The following is a 455-nucleotide window of genomic DNA, read 5'->3' on the forward strand; positions in this document are numbered from 1 at the left end:
ACCGTTAAGGTATCTAAGTCTGCAACAGATGCAGATAAGAACACTCCAGTCGCTAAGGATCAAACAGTTGAGCCAGGATCAACACCGAAGGCAGAAGATTCCATTGCCAACCTGTCTGAACTTCCAGCAGGTACTACGGTAGCCTTCAAGGATCCAGTAGACACGACAAGTGAAGGCGATAAACCAGCTACAGTAGTGGTAACCTACCCAGATGGTTCAAGTGAAGAAGTCCCAGTGACCGTTAAGGTATCTAAGTCTGCAACAGATGCAGATAAGAACACTCCAGTCGCTAAGGATCAAACAGTTGAGCCAGGATCAACACCGAAGGCAGAAGATTCCATTGCCAACCTGTCTGAACTTCCAGCAGGTACTACGGTAGCCTTCAAGGATCCAGTAGACACGACAGGTGAAGGCGATAAACCAGCTACAGTAGTGGTAACCTACCCAGATGGTTC

At 47.9% G+C, this 455-nt stretch carries 1 protein-coding gene; it reads left to right on the plus strand.

The window, feature by feature from the left end; genetic code table 11:
- Nucleotides 1-455: Rib/alpha-like domain-containing protein (locus E5983_RS09485; RefSeq protein ID WP_269148552.1), on the plus strand; the 455-nt coding region annotated here is incomplete at both ends.

Origin of the sequence: Streptococcus danieliae, assembly GCF_009767945.1 — a bacterium.
GTDB lineage: Bacteria > Bacillota > Bacilli > Lactobacillales > Streptococcaceae > Streptococcus > Streptococcus danieliae.